We start from the raw sequence: 18688 nt of genomic DNA on the forward strand, positions 1-18688 counted from the left end.
CCGTTAGTTTGCTTATTACAATATCAGCCAGCATTGCTGGATACTCTTCGGTAAGGGGTAAAATCAGATTAATGTTTTTTTGCTACGGTGCAGATTGTTTCGCTATCGGGAAGTAATGGCGCTCCCGCGACATCGCCATAAAAGTTGTCAACTAAAAAGCCCGCCGCAGCCAATTCTTTTATTATTTCTGTCGTCGTAAAGGTATGCTCCCAGATGTTATAACAATCAACGGTTTCTTCGGTGATCACAATCGTTTGGTTAAGGACGGTTGCCCATTTATCATAACGGTAAAAAGAGTCCAGACAAAGATGAGGGCCTTCCTTCCAAAAGCCGCTCGGGCAATATTTCCACGTGTTTGATTCGGGTTTTCCGGCATGAAATTTCGGCGTGAATACATCAAAGATAAAGTGGCCATTAGGCTTTAAGGCGGCATGAATTTTTGTTAAGAGTAGATGCCGGTCATGTGGGGAAAGCACCCCAAAATCGCAATATATAAGGGTGATCAGGTCAAATTCATTTTCAAAAGTCATCTTAAGATAATCCTTAATTTGGTAGCTAATGCTGGCATTTTTCTTTGCGGCACAACTTTTCGCATAAGCAATCGAACGCTTAGAAAAGTCAATCCCCGTAACGCAATAAGACTTCTGATAAAATTTATTGGCATAGATACCCGGTCCGCACCCGATATCAAGAAGCTTGGGATACTGTTTGGGTGGTGCAATTGATGCGATCCAGTTTACCGAAGCATCAACAAAGGTATTGTTTCTGGTGGCAGCATCGCCATCAGGATTGAGATGTGCTTCAAGTAAACAAATAGAAATGTGGTCATCTTTCCAGAAATTGGCAGTGCCGTTTTGGTAAATTTCCGGCTTGTGAAGATATGAGAATATTTTTTGATACATTTGGTTTCCTCCAGGAAAAATTTTTGTGATAACATGAAAAAAGACTGTGGATATCCACAGTCTTTAAAAATCAAAGTCTTTTAATCGTGGAATAGATATAAACCATAAACTGCATGCAGAAAAAGCCGTTGTCAAACGACTAAAAATTTCTGTTAAGTTACGATTTCATCAATCTTTTCCACGTCTTACTGATAGTGCCGTTGCAATATCAAGTGCGCCGGATCGCTTCACTTCCTTTTTTCATGTTATCACATAATAATTATAGCATAGTGGCAGAGTGTGTCAATAAATTATTGGGTGGTATTGCAGAGGTAGCGGTATATAAGAATTTGCCCAATAAAAAAGTGTCTTCAACACTCTCACCCCCTGCCCCTCACTCACGAGGGGCCATTCCATGCATTAACTTTCGTATAGGGTAGCGATATCATGGATTCTACGCTTCATTTCTGTGCGGATATGCAACGGCTCTAAACACTCGCATTTATCCCCAAAACTGAAAAGAATATTGTAGTGATATTCGTTCTCGATGAAAGGAAAACGAACAATGAAATACTCATCACCGTCTGGCGAAAAGTGTTCATAAGTGCAATAATCAAGGACCCGGTCCACGATCGATTTATGAATACGAATTTTGATTTTTATTTGCATCGTTGCCAAAATATCAGTAAAATCTAGCTGCGGTTTTTGATAGTCTCGTGGCGTAAAAGATTCCGCTTGTATCTGTAGGTTTGATGTCCGGGATAGTTTAAATAAGCGAAAATGATTTCTTTTATGGCAATACCCTTGTAAGTACCAATGACTACTTTTTAATACCAGCTGATACGGCTCGGTTGTTCGTGCGGTTTTATTTCCGTAGCGGTCGGCATATTCAAACGAAAGTAGCTTGCTTTCCTGTAAGGCTGTTTTGATCATTTCTAAATAGGGTTGGATGTTCCGGTTGCCCATCCACGGACTTAAATCGACAACGATTTGATTTGCTTTTAATTCAATGTCTTTGGCTCTGTCGGCGGGGATAAAACTCTTGACTTTCGCAAGGGCGTTTACCAGTTCATCTCCTCGGATCATGTTGGAAAGACTGGAAAGCCCCATCAAGATAGCGGAAAGGTCGGCAGTCGAAAAAACTTTTTTATCAATCTTGTATTGCTGCATGATTTCAAAGCCGCCGCCCACTCCCGATGTAGAGTGAACAGGAATACCCGCCATGTTGATCGTGTCAATGTCGCGGTAGATTGTGCGGGGTGAAACTTCAAACAGATCGGCTAACTCCTGTGCGCCGATACGCTTTTTATCAAGGAGTATCATAATAATGCTAACAAGCCTGTCAACTTTCATCGGTCAGCCACCTTCCTAAATTTATTATTATCATTATAGATTGTTGCCATACTGCTGTCAACAATTGCAAGGTATAATAAAAAAGCAAACAAATTAATCGACCGATAAGGAGGAAACACGATGAAGAAAGACTTGGCAATAATCGATATTCAAAATTACATTACAAAGAATGACATGGATGTTATTAGCCCAATCAATAAAGCGATTGATTGGCCCGACAAATTGACTACAAAACAGAAGCGGGCGTAGGGACAATAATTCGGGTTGTGATCAGTTCGGGAGTTACGATATAATAAGATCTGGTCGGGTAATTGAGATACAATTATCTTTTGTACCATTGGAGGGATTTAGGATGGTTAGTAGTGTTGAACAGTTTCCACACATTGTGACAGAGAAAATAATGTTGCGAAAAATCGAAGAATCGGATCTTGAAAAATTATTTGAGATCTATAGCAATAAAAATATATTTAAGTACATTCCCGGAGATGTTATAAAAAACAAAACCACTGTTTTAAATATGATCGGTCATTTTGAACGGGATTTTAAAAAAGGTAAGACGTTGTTTTTAGGAATTTTTTTGACCGAAGCACCAGAAGAACTAGTTGGTGTCGCCGAAATTTTTGATTTTGATAACAAGGTTAACATGGTAACAATAGGCTATCGAATTAATGAAAACTATTGGCATAGGGGATTTGCAACCGAAACCGTTGGAGCGATGGTTGATTATCTGTTTAGAATGATGGGGATGAATCGAATACAGGCCTTTGTAATGCCTGAGAACAAACATTCACATCGCGTATTGCTGAAAAACAAGTTTGATTGTGAAGGCGTAATGCGACAAGCACAGTACTGGAAAGGCCGGGGGGTGGTTGATGTGGCAGTTTACTCACTTCTCTGTTCAGACATGAATGCCAATGAGTTTAACCTCGATTGTTAGAAATAAAAGCTGTTTTGCAATGCTCGGCTATTTAAAAAATTTGAGGAGGAAAAGAAAATGATGAGAACAGTATATCTTTATGTTTGCGATACCATGGCAGATTGGGAAATTGGATATTTAACGGCGGAACTTAATACCGGCAGATATTTTAAAAAGGGGCTGGCCCCTTGTAAAATTGTGACCGTGGGGATTGATGTGACACCCGTTACGACGATGGGCGGTTTGAAAATATTACCGGATATCAGCGTGGCAGAGTGCGATTTAAAAAGTGCAGATGCCCTGATTTTACCCGGTGGCGATACATGGTTAGAGGAAGTCCACGAACCAATCATCAAGAAAGCCGCGCAGGGTATTAAAGAAAATAAGATTGTAGCCGCCATCTGTGGTGCGACAATGGGACTAGCCAAGAATGGCATCCTGGATGCCAGACGCCATACAAGCAATGATTTGGAGTATCTTAAAATGGTCTGCCCGGATTATAAAGGTGAAGCATTTTATAAAAATGACCCGGCGGTTACGGATGGAAACTTAATCACGGCTACCGGGGTAGCACCACTGGAATTTACGGTGGAAGTCCTAAAAGCATTGGAAGTTTTTTCGCCAGAAACATTGGAGGCATGGTATCAGCTATATAAAACCCATAAACCGGAGTATTTTTTTGCGTTGATGAACTCGATACAATAGCGAAGAGTGCTTTAGAAAAAAAGATCGAAGGTTATCTTCAGTTAAATAAAATGGAATAGAAAAGGTGGGAAAGCAATGAAATGCTGTATTGTAATTACCGGAATAGATCTGAAAGATAATTAAACTTAGGTAATTGCGAAACTAATTATAAAAACTGACGTAAATAAGCTATTCCAAATCAATTTTGGATAAATATAAGCTGATTTGGTGAGGAGCTGTATAAATATACTATACAAGAAATGACTTATCCAAGGGATTTATTGAGTTTTGCAAACACCTAAATAATTAAACTATTTAGGAGGATTTGAAATGTCTATTCCGGAAGAAAAAACATACCCTCGGACTGGTGATACCCAGACCATTTATCTGAATACTGTTATTAACAATCCCAATATTAAGATTGGCGACTATACCATCTATAACGATTTTGTAAATGATCCCATCGATTTTGAAAAAAATAATGTGTTATATCATTATCCCATCAATCAGGATCAATTGATTATTGGTAAATTCTGTTCCATTGCCTGCGGTGCAAAGTTCATTTTTACCAGTGCTAATCATACCATGAAGTCGTTGTCGACTTACCCATTTCCGTTATTTTGGGAAGAATATGGCCTTGAGCAGAAAGATGTTACCAAGGCCTGGGATAAAAAGGGTGATATTGTGATTGGAAATGATGTCTGGATTGGCTATGAAGCCGTTATTATGTCGGGTGTTCAGATTGGCAATGGAGCAATCATCGGAACCAGAGCTGTTGTCACGAAAGATGTGGAGCCCTACACAATTGTCGGCGGTGTGCCTGCAAAGCCGATTAAGAAGCGATTTGACGATGAAACAATTGAAAAATTGCAGTCACTTTGTTGGTGGGATTGGAATAAAGATCAACTGCTTGAAAAATTAAATGATATTATGTGTGGGAATATCGGTCAATTATAAAAATGTGATTTTGCAATAAAAAATAAATGGCGGGACGTTGAGATAAAAAATCTTGGCGTCTCGTTTTTTATTGTTTGATTGAGGGTTTTGTAGAAATACGTGGAACAAAGATGTATAATGGAAATAGATCTTGTTAATTTGGAGTGGCGCTATTAACTCTGAAATTGTATGTATCAATTAGAAGATGTCGTTACTAAAATGGAAATTCCTTTGATAAGGGTACTTTGGCTTTCTTATAGAACAAATTGAAGTGTTATTTCAATGAAATAGAAACATTGGAAAACATATAAGAAAAATTTTAATGAAGGTGAAATTGAAAAAGCAGTGTTGGCAAGATTTGTCAGCATTGTTACTGACGATAAAGATTTGAAATTGATTTTTATGATTTGAAGGTATCGAAACATAAAAAATTAACTCAAAAATATTTTATTTAACGGAAAGGAGTAAGTCGATGATTGATAATTTAGATGGATTATTGAAAGCAATTGTTGATAATTCGAAATTTCAGCGTTCTGTAGGAGATATAAAATCACAAAAATGCGATCACACAATGTCAGGCAGTTTTGATGAAAGCTTGTTTTGTCCTAAATGTAGTGCTCAACGCCAACAATCGGTTAGGCGTTTTAGTGGTGATCAAATTTTTAAGATAATAAAACCCTCTGAAGAAATTACATTCCAAAACTTACCAATAATACACATAGCAACATGTTTACAATGTCAAGCAAAAACAATTTTGATACTATATCAAGGGCCAGAAGTGGCTAGAACTTACAGTATTACACGATACTTATGGGGGATGTGTTACGCCAAATTCGCCCCAAGAAGTTAAATCCTCAACTTTGCATAAAAGTTACACTAAATACTTTTTGAAACTCAAAACCGTTGCCTCAGACATCTAAAAATGTCATCAGCTCCTGCAAGCTTTTGCCACTTTTTTGGAAAGCCTCCATTACTTGTTTGGCCTCGTGTTCCTTCTTTTGCTTTTGAAGTTCCAACAATCTGTCCGATAGAGCCTCCTGTTTTTCTTGAAGTTTTGTTAGCTCACTATTTATTCTTGTAATTTCAGTTTCAATCGAAGTTATCGATTTCGTCCGCGCCATCGTCGTATTCCTCCTCATTCTGGCTATCTGTATTTGTCATCAGCGACTGGTTCTTCGACAATAGATTGCCGATTCCGCTTGCAATATCACGAATATTATTCTCGTCCATGCCGAATGAACTTAGAATAACCTTCTGCCGTTTGGTTACGGCGTGATCAAGCCGATAATGGTCTTTACTCCGTCTAACCATTTCGATTTTTTCCAGTTCGCGAAGCGCCGCAGGCACCGTCATATAATTCGGTTTTGTATCTAATCGAAGCATCGTTTCCTTCAAGAGGTTGTAGATTCTGTTACGGACAATCAGTGCAATAAATTCGATAAACAGCTTTGCAGACAATGATTCGGAAGTGTGAACCCGGTTGCTTTTAGACCCAATAAACGATTTGTCCGTGCTGAATAGTTTTTCAGAGATATCCCGACCTTTGTAATGGATAAGTGCCTGTGATACAGTCATTTCAGTAGAGGTGATAATGCAGAAATAACCGCATTGCTCCAACTTTTTCCGAACGACATCCTTTTTTTCTGTATACGAGACAAGCGCATGCTTGTTGTTATAGCGAAGGTCAAAATATTCGTGATATACGTTCCCAAGTGTGATATCTTTTCCAATATGTTTTTCCAAATACAATCCAAGTCTTTCAATCAGTTGCTCCAGCTGTTCTCTCTCAGCAGCCTGTTTGGAAGGGTTGAAGTATAAATGGAAATATCTAAGAGTATTATCGTCCTCATACAACTTAGCTAAAACTGTTTTTCCATAAACTCTGTATGAACGGATAGCACACTCACGATCAGTTTCAAATGTATTTCGGTTCGCTGTTATCAGCTCAGATACGAGATTTTTACGGCCTTTAACCATGATGATGAAGGAGTAACCATTATCTTCCATGTATTTTATATTGGCTTTGCTGAAATATCCTCTGTCCAGAATAAAACCGACCGATTTATAATTGTACTCTTTCACCTTGTCTACCATATACTCAAACTGGGAAACATCGGTTATTGAACCTGGATATTCCTCATAAAATAGCGGAACTCGGTTGGTCTTATCAAATGCTAATGCAAGATTAAACACTGGAAGTCCTTTTTCATCCTTCGCTTTGCCGTATTCTATAAGATCAATATCACCGGCTTGGCAGTTCTTGTTTGTTGAATCATACGAAATGTAAATGCATTGTTTATGATCACGTTTTTTGTTCCAGTCATTTAGGAAGCCAATAATCTGTTCCCGAGTAACTGATTTAAGGAACCGGCTTACTTTTGAATCGCTGTATATCCTCATTCCCTCCGAAAACAGTGGGTGGTTAAATGCAAAATCAGGATAGTACTGGCCTGCATTTTCTTCATCAACAATCAGATATGCCATTAGATCGAGTAGTAATCCACAGTCTTTTGGAAACCATGTATTCAGAAGATTCTCTAACTTATATTCTTGGAGAACCTTTTGGATTACCGCATATGAACCAATCTTCAAAGCGCAGCTTCGATAAGAATCCGGCAGTTCTTCTGGAAGGGTAACCTCCGGAAAGTAATCTTGAAATTTCTCGTTCGGATACATGACATCATGATTATCTGAATGAATCTTTCCGATGATGGTACGTTGGGGTATGGCATATTTCTTTTCGACATTGTATTGTTGGCCGTATTGAAAAAGGACATAAGTTGAATCGCCCTTTTTCTTGGTGATTATCTTGCCCCTAACCAAAGGGATTTTGACTGTGTAATCGTAGTACATGAGCAGCCTCCTTTAGTGTAACTGTTACACTAAAATTATACTACTTTTTTCTACGTTTTGCAAGTGAATTTCCTTGATTTTACTGGGGTTTTGAGACTTTCTCACACAGTTTTTTATGACTTAGTGTAACCTAGATGCAAAGTTCACACAGATACATGATATCAGAAATCGTTTTTATGAGAAAGGGGAAAATATTTCCCAGATTGCGGAAGCGTTGCACCTGGATTGGCGAACGGTACGCAAATACATTGATCAGACTGATTTTAACAGCCCGCCGCCAAAGCCGGCGTTGGAGAAACAATTCTGTCCCAAACTGGATCCCTACAAGGAGATGATCGATTCCTGGCTGATTGAGGACAAATCAGCCCCACGCAAACAGCGCCATACAGCTAAACGGGTATTTCATCGCCTGCTGGCCGAAATTCCCGGTTTTGACTGCTCCTATCGGACGGTCGCCAGCTATTACGCAGTGAAACACCGGGAAATATTCAAGCAGAATAAACAGGCCTATCTGCCACTGGTACATCAACCCGGAGAAGCGCAGGTTGATTTTGGTACAGCTGAGTTTTATGAAAATGGCCAAAAACTGACTGGAAAATACCTGGAGGTCTCTTTTCCATACAGCAATAAAGGCTATCTGCAGCTGTTCTACGGGGAAAATATGGAATGCCTGCTGGAAGGGCTGGATGCCATATTCCGCCACATTGGCTGTGTGCCAAGGGAACTCTGGTTTGATAACACGAAAGTCATTGTTACCGAGATTATCCGTGGTGGCGGGCGAAAACTGACTGACAAATTCGAACGGTTCCGGGAGCATTACCATTTTAAAGCCGTCTTCATGAATCCCGGGGCCGGCCATGAAAAAGGAAACGTCGAAAACAAGGTCGGCTATCAGCGTCGCAACTTCATGGTACCGGTTCCCCGCTTTCTGTCGCTGTCGGATTATAACCGGCAGTTGCTGACAGAGTGTGAGAAAGATGCCCGGCGGAACCATTATCGCTACGATGAAACCATCGAGGAGCGGTTTCAGGCTGATCTGACGGCCTGCCACAAACTGCCCGGAATTGCGTTTGACCTCACCGGTCATCAAACCCTCAAAGCCGACAACTGGGCCAGGATTTATCTGAACAAACGACAGCATGCTTATTCGGTGGCTCCAAAGTACGCCCAGTGCCCGGTTCATCTGGTTTTAACTTCAGCGCTGGTGATTATTCAAGATGAAAACTTTCGTGAAATTGTTCGCCACCGGCGTCTTTACGGAGATACCAAACAAGAGCAGATGGACTGGCTGCCCTATCTGAAACAATTATCCCTGCGACCCCGAGCCCTGAAATATACTGGGATCTATGAGCTGATGCCGGAAACCATGCAAACCTATCTGGCCACCTGTTCAGGCAGCGAAGTTGGACAGATCCTCAAGGTTCTTTCCGAGTTGACCAGTCGCACCGGTTTTGACAGTGCCGTAAATACCGTTAACCATGCAATTGCTCATCAGGCGCGAGATGCCGATAGTCTGGAGAGTCTTTACCGGCGGTTGTATTCGGATGTACCTGAGCTGCCTGCAATGACCCTTGCTCCGGGCATTCCCAAAATGATCCCGATGCAGCCCAATCTGACGGCCTATGATATCTTGCTTCAGGGAAAGGGGGCTGACGGATATGCTCGACAAAGAAATCTTTGAATGCTGCCGGAAACTGCGTCTGAGTCGCAATCTGGCCGAGTTGGCGCAAACCACCGAAGGCAGCAGTCACCAGGAATATCTGCATCAGTTGCTTAGTGATGAACTCCATTACCGGGAACTCACCCGCACCCAAAAGTTGGTTACCAGCGCCGGTTTCTATGGGATTCACACCTTTGAAGGATATCGCTTTGATGAAATCACCCTGCCTTCGGATCTGACTCCAGAAGGCCTGAAATCCCTGGCCTTTATCCACGAAAAGAAGAATCTGATTCTCTATGGTGGCACCGGAACCGGCAAAACTATGCTATCAACCGCACTCGGCGTTGCCGCCTGTCGACAGGGAATCCCGGTTAAATTCTTTCGAACGGCCGCCCTGGTGAATAAACTGTCGGAAGCCAAAGTAGCCGGTACCCTGACCGCTTTTCTGAAAAAACTGAATAAAGCCGAAGTGATTATTCTGGATGAATATGGTTATGTCCCACTGGACCGAACGGGAGCACAGCTCCTGTTCGAAATCATATCCGATTGTTATGAACGTCGGTCTATCATTCTTAATACCAACCTTGAATTTTCCCGATGGGTCAATGTGCTCTATGATGAACAGATGACGGCTGCCATGCTGGATCGGCTCCTTCATCACTGCCACCTGCTCATGTTTCCGGGACCCAGTAACCGGATGCGGGAATCCAGCATCAATGAATTATATCGCTCAATATCGGACAATCAATTGAAAAAATAATAATTGCCTGCAATGTTTAGATTGCTCATGAAATTGCTTCGCATTTTAGCTTGCAAAACTATGGATTTTCCATAATGCAACATTCTGTATTTTTAACTTGCAACTTTCTGCAAAAAGTACTTGCTTAGCTTGCAAAACTATGGATTTTCCATAATGCAACATTCTGTATTTTTAACTTGCAACTTTCTGCAAAAAGTACTTGCTTAGCTTGCAAAACTATGGATTTTCCATAATGCAACATTCTGTATTTTTAACTTGCAACTTTCTGCAAAAAGTACTTGCAAAAAACAAAAATAAGTTAGAAATGCTTGGATTAAATACTGAATTTGAAGAACTAAATATACATAATTTTCAAGAAGAATCTTTTCAGAACAATGTTTCTTTTCTTGATTTCGATGCGGTAATTATTGGTGCAAATTTTATTAGTAGTTCTTATTCTGAATCAACGACTAGTCCTTATCAAAATAAACGTTTGCTTTCTCAATATGCATCATGCCAAATCAAAGAAGACTTTGCCAGAATAAAAGAGCAATTAGTCGAATTGCTTAAACAAGGAAAAAATATTTTTATACTTATAGGTAGAAACGAAAACTGCTACGTTTATACGGGTGAAAAAAATATAGTGCTACGGGTAAAAATGCTCGTTTAACAAATATGGTTGAAGAATTTGATATGTATTCTTTTTTACCAATAGAATTTTCAGTAACTCATGTTTATGGCAATAAGTTTGAGATATGTGCAAAACAGCCATATTTTGATTTCTTTAAAACAGCTAAAGAATCATATCAATATGCAGCATATTTTAATGCTCCTACTCAGAATACCTTATTGAAAATTCCAAAGAGTGACCGGGCTGTATCAGCTGTTTTTGAATATGAATCGGGAAGAATAGTATTATTGCCGATGCCCTATTATGAAGCAGATTATGAGAACAATGATTATTGGGAAAAATATGGGAAAATTTACTTAAGTGAATTATTTAAATTAAATGATAAATTAAGTTCATCTATTAATGACTACGTATTACCTGAATGGGCGAACAATTTCTTTATTCTCAATGAAGATGAAGAATTAGAAAAGCTCAATAAAGAGCGTGATAAACTTACTAAAATTCAAAAGGGAATAGATAAACGAGAAAATGTGATAAGTATCATCCAAAGATATAAAACGCTTGTCACATCTAGTGGAAATCAATTAGAAGAAATCGTGAAAGTAGTCCTTTCGGAAATAGGCTTTAGAATGTTGGATGCTGAACAAGGTCGAAGCGATATAATAGCCGAATATAAAAATATAAATATAGTCGCTGAAATTAAGGGAGTTACTAAAAGTGCTGCTGAAAAGCATGCCGCTCAACTCGAAAAATGGGTTGCCATGTTTATTGAAGATAATGAGCATTCAGCTAAACCGATTCTTATTGTCAATGGATACTGCGATACACCTTTATTTGAGCGACGGGAAGATGTCTTTCCCAATCAAATGCTTAAATATGCTGAAGCAAGAAATCATTGCTTACTCACAACTGCTCAATTATTGTGTTTGTATATAGAACTAAAGAAAAATCCATCATGTTCTGATGAACTAATTCAGGAATTGTTATCAACTGTGGGAAAATATCCCCGGTATACAAAACCAGAGGACTATCTTTTATCTCAATAAGAGTCCTATTGATGGTTTCTATAAAAGCAGCCAAGATGACTAAAGCGTAACAACGGAATCACCATGCCTATTGAATTCTTCACAGATTTTCATTAACTTAGTCTAAAATTAACATGTTTGTGTCAGAACCAGAATTAAAACCAACGGAGGAAAATATGCAAATAGAAACACTAAACAATAACGGCCAGAATATCGCCTATGTCCATACAACTACACTGATCCTTACCGATGTCCAGTCGGCGTTGGATTTAATGGCAACGGTTCGCTATGAAACCGAATGTGATGCGATCATTATAGATAAAGAGGCATTAACAGAAGATTTTTTTGATTTAAAAACCCGGCTTGCCGGTGAAATTATCCAGAAATATGTGAATTACGGCATCCGACTGGCAATCATTGGTGATTTTTCCGGGTATACAAGCAAGGCGCTGAATGATTTTATTTATGAATCCAATCAGGGTAAACATCTGTATTTCGTTTCAGATGTGGAAGAAGCGCTGAAAAAACTCCGATAAGATTCATAAACAGTCAATACGATTGACCCAAAGACCGATCAGGCTTGCATTTTTTATATCAAGTGATAAACTAAGTAAAAAAACAATAAATACCACAGAAATTTGACAACCATGTTCTCGAGATTTCCGTTTTGAAATCCTGGGGGAAGCCAGGCTCGAAAGCCTGACTTATCAGGGCGGTAGCGTTCTTTTTTAACTTTCGGTTTTTTTAATGCCATTTCAAGTTCAGCTATGGTTTGATATTGCTGGCTGGGGTCCATATGGATGCACTTTTTTATCACAGCGGCCAAGCTACCGACCGCGACGGGTCCCTGGTTAGGAAGCTGCCCGGTTAACAGCTCATGAAACAGAATCCCAATACCATAGATGTCGGTGGTTTGCATGGATTTAAAAAACTTCACTTCTGACCGGTGATGCAAAGACCAAAGAAATCCCCGATTGCCGTGGCTTGGTGGAGGCTGGAATGACGCAGAAGCTCGGTGATTTCTGAAACGGTATAGGCGGCATTTAATGAGGTAATCAGTCCCGGGCGCATTTCCGTGGGCCGGGTGGAAAGATAGACCATTGTCCGGATCAGCGGATTGACATCACGGCGCAAGTCGGTGATGCAGTAACGCCCACCGGGACGAAGGACGCGATAAATTTCATCAAAGGCGCGAATGGGGTTTTCCCATTCATGGAGAGAACCGTTGGAAATAACCGTATCAAAGCTTTCATTCTCAAAGGGCATTGCAATACAGTTCCCCAGCACATAGCGAGCGGAAATGCGGTATTCGGCAGCATTTTTTTCGGCGAAATGGATCATCGCGGGACTGATTTCGCAGCCAGTTAGGGATATCGGGTGAACCTTCTTAGCTAGTTCCAGCCCCACATAGCCGGGCCCGGGTCCGACCTCCAGAATATCACCGCCCCGGATGCCCGAAGCAATCATATCGTTCACACCGTTAAAGCCTTTATCCCGCATACGGCGGGCAAATAAATCAAAGGTTTCGACCGTAATCTCATTTTGAATGCCTTCGTTGGTTTCAATAACTCTTGTTTTTATCATCTGTGTTAGCCTCCTTTAAGGTATTTAATGATTCTTCGGCCCAGCTAAGCTCGGCCTGATAGTGGCGAATATGATGCTTGAAAATAATATCGGCAGAGGTTCTATAGTCTTTTGGGATATTTGCTAAAGTTTCGTTGCAGTGAATGGTAAGCATTTCAAGGGTTTTCTTCAGGTTGACGATATGCTGACTAAGACTGTCCATCAAGGCACTGTGGTCAAGGGAGTCAGAAAAATAAAAAGTGCCATCAATGTCAAAGATCGGACGGTAATTAATCTGCAAACTTTGGTGAAGCAGCTCCTTAAACTTGTCTTCGCCAGCACTATTTACTTGATACACGGTTTTTTCTGGACGAGCACCTTGTTTGTCACGGCTAGCAAGAATTAGCCCTGCAGCCTCCATTTTTTCAAGATGGTAATACACGGTGGGTAGTTTAATCTGGGTGAAATCCTCCAGCTGTTCAGCAATCAACTTTTTTATCTGGTAACCGTGTTGAGGGCCGAAGCGCAGGAGAAGCCCAAGAATGTATAACGGGATCATGTAATCACTCCTTTTTTAAATAGTCAGTGCTGACTATAATTATACTCAGCACTGACTATTTGTCAAGTGATAATTTTATGATAAATTATCACTTAGAAGAGTGTACGTTGAAAATCCGTCGGATGAGGTGAAAGCATGAAAAAAGAATTATCAGAGATGTCATTAGAAGAATTGTGGGAGTTGTTTCCGATTATTTTAAAGGAGCACAATCCCCAATATAAAGAATGGTTTGAAATTGAGGAAAGACAGCTTTTAAGTTTTAGTAAGAGCCAGGATATAAAGCGAGTTAGCCATATTGGGAGTAGCGCGGTGAAGGGTTTGATTGCCAAGCCGACCATTGATATCTTATTAGAAGTTGAGAAGAATTGCAATATTACAGCGTTAATCGAAAACCTGATGGTTAAAAACTGGATCTTGATGTCAAGTGCATATGAGCCGGAGTTGAGACTTGCATTCAACAAAGGTTATACCCCGGATGGATTTGCAGAAAAGGTGTACCATCTTCATGTCAGGTATTCGGGTGATTGGGGAGAGTTGTATTTTAGAGATTATTTATTAGATCATGCTGATGTTGCCGTCGAATATGGAAATCTTAAATTGAGTTTGGTGAAAGAATTTGAGCACAACAGAGATGGATACACAGCGGCAAAAACAGAGTTTATTGCGCGTTATACCCAAAAAGCGAAGAGAGCGTATGCCGGCAGGTACACCCCCTCAGAATAACAACAAAAACGTCCCGGTAAATTGACTACAAAACGGATGCGGGCGTAGGGATAACAATTCGGGTTGTGATTAGCTCGGGAGGTGCGATATAATAAAATCTGATCCATAAAAGGGATCGGATTTTTTTATGGTTAAGCGGAGGATAAAATGATTCGTATTAGAAAATGCACCCCGGATGATGCAGTGGAAGTGCAGCAGATTGGCTGGAAAGCTTATCAAGAGACTTTCGCTGCGATGAATAGTAAAGAAACAATGGATGCTTATCGAAATGAAGCATTCAAGATCGGTAAAATAACGGATGAACTCTTGAATCCCGCCTCCTGTTTTTATTTCGTGGAAGTAGAGAGGCAACTCGCAGGTTGTCTGAAAGTCAATGAGTCTTTAGCCCAAACCGAACTTCAAGATCCGTTATCCCTTGAAGTCGAACGAATTTATGTGTTACAGGCTTTTCAAAAAATGGGATTAGGGCGTCGTTTAATGGATCAGGCGATGGAATTCGCTTTGGAAAAGGGTAAAAAATACCTATGGTTGGGTGTTTGGGAGAAAAATTGCAAGGCAATCCAATTTTATAAAAAACTGGGATTTGTAAGGATAGGGATCCATGATTTTGTGATGGGTGATGAAATCCAAAAAGATTACTTAATGCGAAAAGATTTGGTCGGATAATTGAGAAACAATTATCATTATTGAAAAAAGGTGGAGGAAAAAGTTGATGTTCTACGACCAGTTAAAAACCAGAAGAAGTATCCGTAAATTTAAGAACCAGGCAGTTGAACAGGAAAAGATTGATGCCATTTTAAAAAGTGCACTGCTGGCACCCTCATCGCGGGGCAGACGTCCCTGGGAATTTATTGCCGTCACTGATCGTGACCGGCTTTCGCAGTTGGCTCTTTGCCGAGAACACGGAGCAGCTTTTTTAGCAGGAGCACCGTTGGCAATTGTTGTGGCCGCCAACAAGGAACTATGTGACGTTTGGATTGAAGATGCTGCGATTGCAGCAATTCTGATTCAATTAGCCGCCCACGATTTAGGTTTGGGTTCATGCTGGATTCAAGTTAGGGAGCGATTTCAGACAGAACAAAAGAAGACGGAAGATTATATAAAAGATATCCTTTTAATCCCCGCGCAGTACGCAGTTGAATGCATCATTGCGATTGGTTATCCGGATGAAGTGAAAAAACCTCATGAAGAAAATGAATTGCACTATGAGAAGGTCCATTTTAATCAGTTTAAAACAGATATGAAGTAAGATGCTAGAAAAATATTTTCACATTAGAAGCACCTCTGATTTAAATTACGATCGGAAAAAAAGACAAGGAGGGTAAATTGAAAGAGTCAATCAGAAAAAGAATTTTGGACTTGGGCGCAGATGTGTGTGGGTTTGCAAGTATTGAACGATTTATTCAGGCCCCGGAGGGATTTCATCCGTGCGATCTTTATCCCGATTGCAAAACTGTAATCGTATTTGGCTTTGCTCTACCGAAAAGCCTGTATGAGGTTAAACCGGATTTGTTATATGGACATTTTAATTATCTGACCATTCCGAAAGTGGATCAGATAGCAATGATGACAGCGAGAATAATCGAAGATGAATATCGCGGCACAGCCGTGCCAGTGCCTTGCGATAGCCCTTACGATTATTGGGACAGCAAAAAAATGGAGGGACGCGGATTAATCTCCATGAAACATGCGGCTGTCAATGCCGGGATTGGAACCTTGGGTAAGAATACTTTGTTGCTCAATAAAAAATTCGGGAACCGCCTAACCGTCGGTGTAATTCTGTCAAATCTCAAATTAGAATCAGATGACGATGCCGAATCTCTTTGCATAGAGGGCTGTAATCGCTGTTTAAAAAGCTGTCCGGTTCAAGCACTGGGTGAGGGTTCCGTCATTCAAAAGTTATGCCGAAACAATGCCTATGGAACAACAGCAAGAGGCTTTGAAACAGTTTCGTGCGATACCTGCCGCAGCGTATGTCCTAAGCGATTTGGGGAATGAGCGAATGCGAAGCGGGTTTGGGCGACAATGAATAAAGCACAGCTATGTGAAGATAAATTATGAAATGCGTTTTCGGGTTGCGGCAAGTCCGATCAACTGGATAACAGGAGAGGAAAAAAGGATGCTTGAGGTTGTTTTAATGACAGTGCAAAGGAGCAATGGCGATATCGTATGAAGCGGAAGAAAATCCAATGACTAAGCAAGATTCCCCATAGAATAGGATAGAAGTTTCAATAACTTAACGAGGAGGTTTCATGATGCAAAATGAAAAAAGGGAATTACCCTCAGAACGGTGCGAAGAGCTATTTAGCCTTTTGAGTGCCCGTTTTGATAAAAATATGAGCCGTCATCAAGGTTTAAACTGGACTGAGATTCAGGCAAAGCTTGACGTTAAGCCAGAAAAATTGTGGTCACTAAGTGAAATGGAAGAAACTGGCGGGGAACCGGATGTGGTTGACTATGACCAGGCTACGAAAGAATTTATTTTTTTTGATTGCTCGCCAGAAAGTCCGAACGGCCGTAGAAATATTTGTTACGATCGTGATGCGTTAGCGTCACGGAAAGAACATAAACCGGAGAATAGTGCCATTGATATGGCAACCACGATGGGTATTGAGCTTTTAACTGAAGAACAATACCGGGAATTGCAGAAGCTGGGAGATTTCGATACTAAAACATCGAGTTGGGTGAAAACACCCCCTGAGATCAGAAAAATTGGCGGGGCACTTTTTGGCGATCGCCGTTACGACCACGTCTTTATCTATCACAACAGTGCCTCTTCTTATTATGGGGTCAGAGGCTTTCGCGGGGTGCTAAAGGTCTGAACTTTACGCAGACGAAGTCATGGTGGTATGAAGAGAAACCAATTGAAATAAAATTTAGAGGTGTTGTTCATGTTAATATCGAGGACAGAGTAGCATGTGAATAAGTGTTAGAAACCGAGGAAAGTGTTGATGAAAGTAGATCAAATATTACATTATTGCACAGAATATTTAAGCGACACTGTTTTAGTAGAGAGCTGGGGTGAGAAAGGAATATTTTATAATCCTAATCATGCCTTGAAGCGTGGCGTTTATGTACTGACGGTGAAAGAAAAAGATGGAGCCAATGATAAAGGCTCTAATTTAAACCGAGATGGAATTTTTAGGGTGAATATGGGATTGCGAAAACAAACATTTTTGGAATTGTTTGGGAGTATCCCGGCCCGTCCGGCAGCCGGTGAGGTTGTTAAGATGGAATATGATTTTACTTTATTGGATACGATTTTACCCCATCCCGTATATGCCTGGATGGGATGGATTAGCATTCTGAACCCATCAGAAGATACCTTTGAGAAATTAAAACCGCTAATTGAGGAATCCTATGCGTTTGCCACGGAAAAATTCAAAAAAAGAAAATAAGTATCCAATTTAATAAAAAGACATACTTAGGGGGTAAAATGACAAATCAAAAATTAACGATAGATGGTATTCCAGCGATTATTTGGGGCGAGAATTCCCCTAAAGTATTTATCGCCGTACACGGAAATATGTCAAACAAATCCGATGATGTCATTGTGATATTGGCAGAAAAACTAACACAATTAGGATATCAGGTGCTTAGCTTTGATCTGCCTGAGCATGGCGAACGTCAAAATGATAAAACGCCATGCAAGGTTTTATATTGCGTAAAAGATCTTTCTGCCATTATGGAATATGCAAAAACAAAATGGAATGAGATCAGTTTGTTTGCCTGCAGTATGGGGGCGTATTTTAGTTTGCTTGCCTACAAAGATGTTGATTTGAAGCAGTGCCTATTCCTGTCACCAGTTGTCGATATGGAGCGTATTATCAATAATCTGATGTCGTGGTTTAGTATCAGCGAGGCACAGTTACAAGCTGAAAAAGAAGTTTCGACCCCGATCGGGCAACGATTATATTGGGATTATTATTGCTATGTTAAGGAACATCCCATTAGTTCCTGGAAAAAACCAACTGCAATTCTTTATGGCTCAGCTGATGATTTATGTGAATTCGATACGGTTTCAAACTTCGCACAGCACTTTAATTGTGATCTAACCGTAATGAAACATGGTGAACATTATTTTCATACGGAAAAACAATTGGCTTTTTTTAAGCACTGGATAGAAAACCATATCGTTGTTTAAATCGAATTCAATCAATTTGGA

24 protein-coding genes are annotated in these 18688 nt (G+C 40.3%); 17 read left to right on the top strand and 7 right to left on the bottom strand.

Annotated features, from left to right (window positions below):
• Positions 1–68: 68 nt before the first annotated feature.
• Both DOZ58_RS12695 and DOZ58_RS12700 read right to left on the bottom strand, forming a co-directional pair.
• Positions 69–902, bottom strand: a complete 834-nt coding sequence (locus DOZ58_RS12695; RefSeq protein WP_111888620.1) for a class I SAM-dependent methyltransferase — start codon at positions 900–902, stop codon at positions 69–71.
• 399 nt (positions 903–1301) lie between these two features.
• The gene (locus DOZ58_RS12700; protein WP_111888621.1) at positions 1302–2234 is read right to left on the bottom strand and encodes a YafY family protein; all 933 of its coding nucleotides are present in this window, start codon (positions 2232–2234) and stop codon (positions 1302–1304) included.
• Between the two features lie 120 nt (positions 2235–2354).
• On the opposite strand from DOZ58_RS12700, the gene DOZ58_RS12705 reads away from it, so the two are divergent.
• The 5 genes from DOZ58_RS12705 to DOZ58_RS12725 all read left to right on the top strand — a co-directional run bounded on the left by DOZ58_RS12705 (position 2355) and on the right by DOZ58_RS12725 (position 5620).
• Positions 2355–2483, top strand: coding sequence for a hypothetical protein (locus DOZ58_RS12705; RefSeq protein ID WP_322520056.1), 129 nt, complete (start codon positions 2355–2357; stop codon positions 2481–2483).
• A 103-nt stretch (positions 2484–2586) separates the two neighbouring features.
• Positions 2587–3171, top strand: a complete 585-nt coding sequence (locus tag DOZ58_RS12710; protein WP_111888622.1) for a GNAT family N-acetyltransferase — start codon at positions 2587–2589, stop codon at positions 3169–3171.
• 57 nt (positions 3172–3228) lie between these two features.
• Positions 3229–3855 carry a type 1 glutamine amidotransferase family protein gene (locus DOZ58_RS12715; protein WP_111888623.1) on the top strand — a complete coding sequence of 209 codons (627 nt, stop codon included), beginning with the start codon at positions 3229–3231 and terminating at the stop codon, positions 3853–3855.
• Between the two features lie 309 nt (positions 3856–4164).
• Positions 4165–4791 (top strand): CatB-related O-acetyltransferase, encoded by a 627-nt coding sequence (locus tag DOZ58_RS12720; protein ID WP_111888624.1) that lies wholly within the window; start codon positions 4165–4167, stop codon positions 4789–4791.
• 451 nt (positions 4792–5242) lie between these two features.
• Positions 5243–5620, top strand: a complete 378-nt coding sequence (locus DOZ58_RS12725; RefSeq protein WP_111888625.1) for a hypothetical protein — start codon at positions 5243–5245, stop codon at positions 5618–5620.
• A 58-nt stretch (positions 5621–5678) separates the two neighbouring features.
• On the opposite strand, the gene DOZ58_RS12730 is transcribed toward DOZ58_RS12725, so the two are convergent.
• Together DOZ58_RS12730 and DOZ58_RS12735 are read right to left on the bottom strand one after the other, a co-directional pair.
• Complete coding sequence (locus DOZ58_RS12730) at positions 5679–5891, bottom strand: DUF4315 family protein (RefSeq protein ID WP_162624376.1); 213 nt, start codon at positions 5889–5891, stop codon at positions 5679–5681.
• Positions 5860–7623 (bottom strand): transposase, encoded by a 1764-nt coding sequence (locus DOZ58_RS12735; RefSeq protein WP_242988501.1) that lies wholly within the window; start codon positions 7621–7623, stop codon positions 5860–5862. The genes DOZ58_RS12730 and DOZ58_RS12735 overlap by 32 nt, the downstream gene beginning before the upstream one ends.
• 151 nt (positions 7624–7774) lie before the next feature.
• Here DOZ58_RS12735 and istA point away from each other — a divergent pair, with 151 nt between their 5' ends.
• The 5 genes from istA (at position 7775) to DOZ58_RS12760 (ending at position 12214) form a co-directional block, all read left to right on the top strand.
• On the top strand, positions 7775–9304 hold the full coding sequence (gene istA / locus DOZ58_RS12740; protein ID WP_111888626.1) for an IS21 family transposase: 1530 nt from the start codon (positions 7775–7777) through the stop codon (positions 9302–9304).
• The gene (gene istB, locus DOZ58_RS12745) at positions 9282–10043 is read left to right on the top strand and encodes an IS21-like element helper ATPase IstB (RefSeq protein WP_111887148.1); all 762 of its coding nucleotides are present in this window, start codon (positions 9282–9284) and stop codon (positions 10041–10043) included. Before istA ends, istB begins: the two co-directional genes overlap by 23 nt.
• A gap of 232 nt (positions 10044–10275) precedes the next feature.
• Positions 10276–10692 carry a hypothetical protein gene (locus tag DOZ58_RS12750; RefSeq protein ID WP_111888627.1) on the top strand — a complete coding sequence of 139 codons (417 nt, stop codon included), beginning with the start codon at positions 10276–10278 and terminating at the stop codon, positions 10690–10692.
• A 5-nt stretch (positions 10693–10697) separates the two neighbouring features.
• The gene (locus DOZ58_RS12755; protein ID WP_162624515.1) at positions 10698–11699 is read left to right on the top strand and encodes a hypothetical protein; all 1002 of its coding nucleotides are present in this window, start codon (positions 10698–10700) and stop codon (positions 11697–11699) included.
• 155 nt (positions 11700–11854) lie between these two features.
• Positions 11855–12214, top strand: coding sequence for a DUF4180 domain-containing protein (locus DOZ58_RS12760; protein ID WP_111888629.1), 360 nt, complete (start codon positions 11855–11857; stop codon positions 12212–12214).
• Positions 12215–12267: 53 nt separating this feature from the next.
• Here DOZ58_RS12760 and DOZ58_RS12765 read toward each other — a convergent pair whose 3' ends face one another.
• The 3 genes from DOZ58_RS12765 to DOZ58_RS12775 are packed head-to-tail and all read right to left on the bottom strand — an operon-like array spanning position 12268 to position 13800.
• Complete coding sequence (locus DOZ58_RS12765; RefSeq protein ID WP_162624516.1) at positions 12268–12615, bottom strand: hypothetical protein; 348 nt, start codon at positions 12613–12615, stop codon at positions 12268–12270.
• Entirely contained in the window at positions 12612–13262 is a 651-nt protein-coding gene (locus DOZ58_RS12770) for a class I SAM-dependent methyltransferase (RefSeq protein ID WP_242988502.1), read from the bottom strand. Before DOZ58_RS12770 ends, DOZ58_RS12765 begins: the two co-directional genes overlap by 4 nt.
• A complete protein-coding gene (locus DOZ58_RS12775; protein WP_111888631.1) occupies positions 13240–13800 on the bottom strand; it encodes a PadR family transcriptional regulator in 561 nt (186 codons plus the stop codon). The genes DOZ58_RS12770 and DOZ58_RS12775 overlap by 23 nt, the downstream gene beginning before the upstream one ends.
• A gap of 135 nt (positions 13801–13935) precedes the next feature.
• Here DOZ58_RS12775 and DOZ58_RS12780 point away from each other — a divergent pair, with 135 nt between their 5' ends.
• The 7 genes from DOZ58_RS12780 (at position 13936) to DOZ58_RS12810 (ending at position 18667) form a co-directional block, all read left to right on the top strand.
• Positions 13936–14523, top strand: a complete 588-nt coding sequence (locus tag DOZ58_RS12780) for a GrpB family protein (RefSeq protein WP_111888632.1) — start codon at positions 13936–13938, stop codon at positions 14521–14523.
• Positions 14524–14670: 147 nt separating this feature from the next.
• Positions 14671–15189, top strand: coding sequence for a GNAT family N-acetyltransferase (locus DOZ58_RS12785; RefSeq protein WP_111888633.1), 519 nt, complete (start codon positions 14671–14673; stop codon positions 15187–15189).
• A gap of 46 nt (positions 15190–15235) precedes the next feature.
• Positions 15236–15772 (top strand): nitroreductase family protein, encoded by a 537-nt coding sequence (locus DOZ58_RS12790; RefSeq protein WP_111888634.1) that lies wholly within the window; start codon positions 15236–15238, stop codon positions 15770–15772.
• Positions 15773–15849: 77 nt separating this feature from the next.
• Positions 15850–16521: an epoxyqueuosine reductase gene (locus DOZ58_RS12795; protein ID WP_111888635.1), complete on the top strand. Its 672-nt coding sequence runs from the start codon at positions 15850–15852 to the stop codon at positions 16519–16521.
• Positions 16522–16778: 257 nt separating this feature from the next.
• Entirely contained in the window at positions 16779–17345 is a 567-nt protein-coding gene (locus DOZ58_RS12800) for a DUF4256 domain-containing protein (protein WP_111888636.1), read from the top strand.
• Between the two features lie 129 nt (positions 17346–17474).
• Positions 17475–17921 carry a DUF6194 family protein gene (locus DOZ58_RS12805; RefSeq protein ID WP_111888637.1) on the top strand — a complete coding sequence of 149 codons (447 nt, stop codon included), beginning with the start codon at positions 17475–17477 and terminating at the stop codon, positions 17919–17921.
• A gap of 38 nt (positions 17922–17959) precedes the next feature.
• Complete coding sequence (locus tag DOZ58_RS12810; RefSeq protein ID WP_111888638.1) at positions 17960–18667, top strand: carboxylesterase; 708 nt, start codon at positions 17960–17962, stop codon at positions 18665–18667.
• Positions 18668–18688 lie beyond the last annotated feature (21 nt).

Origin of the sequence: Acetobacterium sp. KB-1 (assembly GCF_003260995.1) — a bacterium.
Classification (GTDB): Bacteria; Bacillota; Clostridia; order Eubacteriales; family Eubacteriaceae; genus Acetobacterium; species Acetobacterium carbinolicum.

Coding starts and splice junctions, on each gene's coding strand:
- DOZ58_RS12695 (WP_111888620.1), bottom strand. CDS start 902: ATGTATCAAAAAATATTCTCATATCTTCACAAGCCGGAAATTTACCAA.
- DOZ58_RS12700 (WP_111888621.1), bottom strand. CDS start 2,234: ATGAAAGTTGACAGGCTTGTTAGCATTATTATGATACTCCTTGATAAA.
- DOZ58_RS12705 (WP_322520056.1), top strand. CDS start 2,355: ATGAAGAAAGACTTGGCAATAATCGATATTCAAAATTACATTACAAAG.
- DOZ58_RS12710 (WP_111888622.1), top strand. CDS start 2,587: ATGGTTAGTAGTGTTGAACAGTTTCCACACATTGTGACAGAGAAAATA.
- DOZ58_RS12715 (WP_111888623.1), top strand. CDS start 3,229: ATGATGAGAACAGTATATCTTTATGTTTGCGATACCATGGCAGATTGG.
- DOZ58_RS12720 (WP_111888624.1), top strand. CDS start 4,165: ATGTCTATTCCGGAAGAAAAAACATACCCTCGGACTGGTGATACCCAG.
- DOZ58_RS12725 (WP_111888625.1), top strand. CDS start 5,243: ATGATTGATAATTTAGATGGATTATTGAAAGCAATTGTTGATAATTCG.
- DOZ58_RS12730 (WP_162624376.1), bottom strand. CDS start 5,891: ATGGCGCGGACGAAATCGATAACTTCGATTGAAACTGAAATTACAAGA.
- DOZ58_RS12735 (WP_242988501.1), bottom strand. CDS start 7,623: ATGTACTACGATTACACAGTCAAAATCCCTTTGGTTAGGGGCAAGATA.
- istB (WP_111887148.1), top strand. CDS start 9,282: ATGCTCGACAAAGAAATCTTTGAATGCTGCCGGAAACTGCGTCTGAGT.
- DOZ58_RS12750 (WP_111888627.1), top strand. CDS start 10,276: ATGCAACATTCTGTATTTTTAACTTGCAACTTTCTGCAAAAAGTACTT.
- DOZ58_RS12755 (WP_162624515.1), top strand. CDS start 10,698: ATGGTTGAAGAATTTGATATGTATTCTTTTTTACCAATAGAATTTTCA.
- DOZ58_RS12760 (WP_111888629.1), top strand. CDS start 11,855: ATGCAAATAGAAACACTAAACAATAACGGCCAGAATATCGCCTATGTC.
- DOZ58_RS12770 (WP_242988502.1), bottom strand. CDS start 13,262: ATGATAAAAACAAGAGTTATTGAAACCAACGAAGGCATTCAAAATGAG.
- DOZ58_RS12775 (WP_111888631.1), bottom strand. CDS start 13,800: ATGATCCCGTTATACATTCTTGGGCTTCTCCTGCGCTTCGGCCCTCAA.
- DOZ58_RS12780 (WP_111888632.1), top strand. CDS start 13,936: ATGAAAAAAGAATTATCAGAGATGTCATTAGAAGAATTGTGGGAGTTG.
- DOZ58_RS12785 (WP_111888633.1), top strand. CDS start 14,671: ATGATTCGTATTAGAAAATGCACCCCGGATGATGCAGTGGAAGTGCAG.
- DOZ58_RS12790 (WP_111888634.1), top strand. CDS start 15,236: ATGTTCTACGACCAGTTAAAAACCAGAAGAAGTATCCGTAAATTTAAG.
- DOZ58_RS12800 (WP_111888636.1), top strand. CDS start 16,779: ATGCAAAATGAAAAAAGGGAATTACCCTCAGAACGGTGCGAAGAGCTA.
- DOZ58_RS12805 (WP_111888637.1), top strand. CDS start 17,475: ATGAAAGTAGATCAAATATTACATTATTGCACAGAATATTTAAGCGAC.
- DOZ58_RS12810 (WP_111888638.1), top strand. CDS start 17,960: ATGACAAATCAAAAATTAACGATAGATGGTATTCCAGCGATTATTTGG.